Source organism: Rhodococcus sp. D-46 (assembly GCF_011290655.1).
In the GTDB taxonomy this organism is placed as follows: domain Bacteria; phylum Actinomycetota; class Actinomycetes; order Mycobacteriales; family Mycobacteriaceae; genus Rhodococcus_F; species Rhodococcus_F qingshengii.
Genome location: NZ_JAANTF010000028.1, coordinates 4,930 through 10,012, shown reverse-complemented (window position 1 = coordinate 10,012; position 5,083 = coordinate 4,930). Strand labels below are relative to the sequence as shown.

Genomic DNA, 5,083 nt, shown 5'->3' with positions numbered 1-5,083 from the left:
ATTATCTGCACGCAGTTTTGACATATCTCAAAACCTTGCTGGTAGGCCCCCATTGTTCGATGTCGACGGTGTGAGTTATGTGAGTGACGATGGTCAGTTCGTGTGACGGTCGACCGGTTCGACCGCACGGATAGGGACGATGGCATGTTCAATCACGCACGTGGCCGGTTGATTGGGTTCGGTGGATGTGTAGCACACCTGGTCTGATGTCGGGATTTCCCGACAATCATCCTCATGAGTTTTGTTGATAAGAGTGCAGATCCTCTGCACTGCATATGATTTAGGAGTTTCACGTTGCATAGTCGCTTGGTGCGTTCCCGTTCCCTCCTGGTTGCCGTCACTGCCTTGGTCGGGTTGTCGATTTCCGGTTGCAGTACGACGTTGGCGGATGTGATCCCAGCAGGATCGTTGTCTGTGGATAGCCCTGGTCAGCACGATGTTGATGTGGCTTCTTCCGTTGCGCTGTTGGAGACGCTTCCGGTGAAGGGGCGTGCTCCGAAAACTGGTTACAGCAGAGATCAGTTCGGTCAGGCATGGTCTGATGATGTCGATGTGGAGTTCGGGCATGACGGGTGCGATACGCGCAATAATCTGTTGGCTTCGCGGCTGACTGACGTGGTCTTCAAAGAAGGAAAGAAGCAATGTGTTGTTCTCTCTGGCACGTTGGCTGATCCTTACACTGGAAAGACGATCAATTTTGTTCGGGGACAGGATACTTCGACTGCAGTTCAGATTGACCATGTGGTCGCGTTGAGCGATTCGTGGCAGAAGGGTGCGCAACAATTGAGTCTTCAGGAGCGCACGAATCTGGCGAACGATCCCCGAAATCTGATCCCGGTGGATGGACCGACGAACGCGAAGAAGTCTGATTCCGATGCCGCATCCTGGCTTCCCCCGAACAAGGCGTACCGATGCACCTACGTCTCGAAGCAGATCACGGTGAAGTCGGTCTACCGCCTGTGGGTGACTCAAGCAGAGAAGGATGCGATGTCTGCCGTATTGTCCGCGTGTTGATTCACAGTTCCGCGTAGATTCCGATGCTTGCTGGGGTGTGTTCTTATGTGCCGATTGCTTCGATTCGTCGTGCTGGAGAAACGCTTTGAACCATCCTTTTGAGTGAGGCGCGGGCGGCGGTGAGCTCGTCCTGGAGTTCTTCGGTTCGTGTTGTCATGGTGTCGGCGCGTCTGCGTTCGGAGTCGAGGTCCGAGCGCAGCTCGGCTGCTATCTGTTCGAGCTCGTGGATACGGGCGAGCAGTGTGTCGTGCGGCAGGTGTTCGAGTTGGTTGCCGAGTAGTAGTTGCACTTTGGTCTCGAGCTTGGTTCGGTCCGTTCGTAGCGCCCGAACTTCCTCACGCGCCATCAACAGTTCGGCGTGAAGACTGTCCGCCGTAGCGGACGTGCGTCCGGCGCTGCTTCTGGTGGCGGTGTGGGAGTGCTCTTCTGTGGCGCGTTCGACGGCGGTTCGAATTGCTGCGGTGTTGTAGATGAACCATGGAGAAACGCCTGCGCGACGCGCTATTTCGCTGATGTTGATGCGTTCGCCAGCGGATGAGAGGTCGGCGATGACTGTCAGCGTTCTGCGTTGTTTGTCAGCGCTGTCACGTCGACGGGAGGCGATGAGCCGTTGGGTTCGTATGTCACGGTCATCGGCAGTCATCGTTGTTCGTCCTCGTTCGTGTGGGTGGTTACGGACTCGAGCGGTATGAAGGCAGCTGCGGTCCTCGCTTTCCTCAGTTCGCGGGAGGCGTTGTCGATGACCGCGCGTTGGTCTGCGGGCAGGTCGGCAAGCATTGCGTCCATCGACGAGATGACGTCCGTGAACGCGTGAATTTGGGCGTCGAAGTTGGTGATCACCCACGACGCGGAGTCGGTGGCGATTGCAGTTTCTTTGTCTGTGCGCAGCTCTGCGAGATGCTGCTCGATTGCGGGCCGGTAGGACGGGTCCGGTCGGTAGAAGGAGCATCCTGCGCACTGGAATCGGATCGGGCAGTGTTGGCCGCCGGCTTTGATGTTCGAGGGTTCGGTGCAGTTTCCGAAGGGCACGGCCACCGACTGTCGCTCGTACTCCGTTACCGACGTGAATCCCGCCGGTCGTCCGTGCCTGTCGATCGCGAACTTCGAAATCTCCTCGGTGGCTTGGCGTTTACGTTTGAGTGTGACGGAGAAATATCCCATGGTCGTGTCGACGCTGCGGTGATCCATCAATTCGCGTAGGACGTCCACCGGTGTGCCGTTGTCAGCGTGCCGCTGAGCGTAGGAGTGCCGCAATCCGTAAGGAGTGATCATTGATCTGTCGTAGAGAGCTGGGTTTCCGTCATCGTCGAGTCTTTCGTCGACAAGTTCCGGGATTGCATCGATCCAGATGGCGAAGGCCCGGGACCCGAACTGCGCACCGCTCAAGTGCCCGCGGCGAATGTTGTTGCGGGTTCCCGGCGTGGGAAAGAGCCAGTCGCACAGTGTGTCCGGAACAGACAGCGATTGAAGGTGGTCGAGCCATTGGTCGATCACGGTTGCCGTTGCAGTGCTGATCGGCAATCTACGCCCCATTCTGCGACGTTTACGGTTGTCGTAGACGAGTGTGGGCTTGCCGTCGACCCAGTCCAGGCATGAGCGTTTGAGCCCGACGATCTCACTCGGGCGTCGACCGGTGTCCCGGATGATCTGGTAGACCGTCTGATACATCATGGCGTAGTCGTCAGGGTTCCAGCCCGGCGCGGAGTACGTGGAGTGCCTACCCAGCAGCTCGAGGTGTTGATCGAGTTGTGCGATGACATGTTCGGGGATCGTGCGTCCGAAGTCGTCCTCGCTGGTCTCGACCTGGGCAATTGTGTGCGAACGCAGATCGAGTGCGAAGGAGCCGGGGATGTCATCCATTGCGCCCGTGCGGCGTGAGAACTCGAGAAGTCGGCGCCACCACCCGAGCAATGATCGTCGATGGGTGAAGGAATGGGGCTTGCCCTCTCGATCGGCGCTGGTGCGGAAACCCTCGACGACAGCGCTCATGTCACCGTGGTCGAGTAGTTCGGGGTGATCGCCGTTCGTGCGCAGCGAGAGTTGCCGTGAAGCGATTTCGGCGGCATGAACGGTGTGCCGCAGTGTCGTCACGGGTGGGCGTACCTCGCGGCCGAATTGTTTGGTGATCTCTCGAAGCCATCGCTGTCTGATCTCTCGGAAGTCCACAACGCCACCGGCCGCACTGTATCGCCGGTCCGGAGCAGCTTGCAGGCCCACGACGGCAGGTTTCCACACGTCGGCCATGGTGGGATCAGTACCGGAGTACACGACGTGCGCCCGCTGCAGATGTGTGACCAACGACCGGAACACACCACCGGCTGCAGCTCCGAGTGCCTTCTCGAACTGGCGATTTCCGGCGACATCGAGCAGTGAGCGACAATCCGGTGGGAGGTGGGAAACTATGCTGCGGATCCGCATCGGAACCAAGATGATCTGATCACGGTCACGCTGCTGCACTCCGTAAATAATCTCCGCCGCAACAGTGCCGTTCACCTCACTGAGTTCGAAATCGACTTTCGAAAAGGCTTTTTCGTCTCTTCGTGGAACCGAATCGGGGTCGAATGTCCGGTCGAAGAATGAAGGTGAGGTCCCGTTGAGCTTGCGGTGGCGTTCGCACCGCCTGCAACGGCGGTCGAAGATTTCCACGACCGTCATGCATCGGTCGACTCGGCACAGATAGACCGCTGTCATTTCGTTGTCGACGTCTCCGGTGAATACCTGTCGGCGTGAATCCCATTCCGCGACTCGCCATTGCGGGTCGATTCGTTCGATCAACCACGCTTTCCAGGTCTGTTCGTTTCCAGTCGAGAGGGCACTTGACTCGACGGGTAGAGCGGTGATGCTCATATGCCCACTCTTTCCACTGCCGCCCTCAGGTCCTCCGCGTCGGGGTGTTGATAGATCGCGGTCGATGCTCGGCTCACATGACCGAGCAACGACTGAACCACGTCGATACCGGTGCCGTTGCGCGTCCAGATTGTGGCTGCCGTATGCCGGAACATATGGGGCCGCAATCGGAAACCGGCACGGTTGCCGATCCTTTCCACAATCTGTTTTGCGTTCGAATACGACATCGGCGAACCGGCGTGATGCCCGAGAAGGTTGACGAACACGAAGTCCGAGGTCATTGCGGTGGGCACGCTGTCTCGTTCGAGAAGGTACTCGCGATACTGAGTGACCACCTCGTCGCTGACCGGTACGACTCGGGATTGTCCTTTAGCGCGGGCACCGTTCGAATTGCCTTCACGCCGAACAACATGAACATGAGGTCCACGTTCCTGGCATCCCAGATGAACCGAGGTCGGAAGGAAATGCAGGTCGCTACGGCGCGAACCCAATGCCTCTCCGATTCGGAGTCCGGAACGAACCAGCAACAGCGCCAGAAAACGGTCTCGTTCGGTGTTCGCGGAGTTCAGAGCATGCGAAAACTGTTCTTCAGTAATAATTTCCGGAGGCTTTACGACTTCCGGCGCTTTGAGGGTTCTGGCACGAATCAGCCGATGCTGACCGGATTCACCTTCGTGGAAATCGCGGGGTGCGTAGGCCAGGTACTTGGGCTGGGACAGCCCAGAAACAACATCTGCGGAGACCAATCCACGCATTCCGCAGAACCTGAGGAATTCGACGACAGCGGTCATCACTGCGTTGACCGATCTGCCGGAGCGCAGCCGGTAGTGGACGGTTGGGGTGTGTTCGACGGCGAATTTGAAACGAGTGAGTTCACCTACACGAATCTCGTGCCAATCCAGTCCGCGACCGGCAGTCCAGTTCAAGAACCAACAGACCCGAGGAACGTATGCGCGGATTGTTTGAGGTGACCTTCCGGCGCCTTGCATGAACAGCACCCACTCGGAAGCCTCCGCGACCGGGCGCATGGATTCTTCGTCCACGATCACCCAACCCGACTGCCCCGTCGTCGGTGAAATGACCTTCTCTACAGCACACGACATCGCCACTCCTATGGCTGTCCCACCTGTGACATAGACGCTATTAGATAACCATGAGGGACAGGGCGACCGACACGCCGTGCCTACCGTGCCTTCATCCTGATGCGGCGCTAGAGATAACT

At 58.1% G+C, this 5,083-nt stretch carries 4 protein-coding genes; 1 reads left to right on the top strand and 3 read right to left on the bottom strand.

What is annotated here, in order from left to right; all coding sequences use genetic code 11:
* Positions 1-414: 414 nt before the first annotated feature.
* Positions 415-1,014: an HNH endonuclease family protein gene (locus G9U53_RS32955; protein ID WP_235808525.1), complete on the top strand. Its 600-nt coding sequence runs from the start codon at positions 415-417 to the stop codon at positions 1,012-1,014.
* A gap of 43 nt (positions 1,015-1,057) precedes the next feature.
* On the opposite strand, the gene G9U53_RS32950 is transcribed toward G9U53_RS32955, so the two are convergent.
* Genes G9U53_RS32950 through G9U53_RS32940 form a run of 3 tightly spaced genes read right to left on the bottom strand, consistent with a single transcriptional unit; the run spans position 1,058 to position 4,964 of the window.
* Positions 1,058-1,657 (bottom strand): DUF6262 family protein, encoded by a 600-nt coding sequence (locus tag G9U53_RS32950; protein WP_047269065.1) that lies wholly within the window; start codon positions 1,655-1,657, stop codon positions 1,058-1,060.
* Complete coding sequence (locus tag G9U53_RS32945; RefSeq protein ID WP_052959762.1) at positions 1,654-3,861, bottom strand: site-specific integrase; 2,208 nt, start codon at positions 3,859-3,861, stop codon at positions 1,654-1,656. Before G9U53_RS32945 ends, G9U53_RS32950 begins: the two co-directional genes overlap by 4 nt.
* On the bottom strand, positions 3,858-4,964 hold the full coding sequence (locus tag G9U53_RS32940) for a tyrosine-type recombinase/integrase (protein ID WP_125050376.1): 1,107 nt from the start codon (positions 4,962-4,964) through the stop codon (positions 3,858-3,860). Before G9U53_RS32940 ends, G9U53_RS32945 begins: the two co-directional genes overlap by 4 nt.
* Positions 4,965-5,083 lie beyond the last annotated feature (119 nt).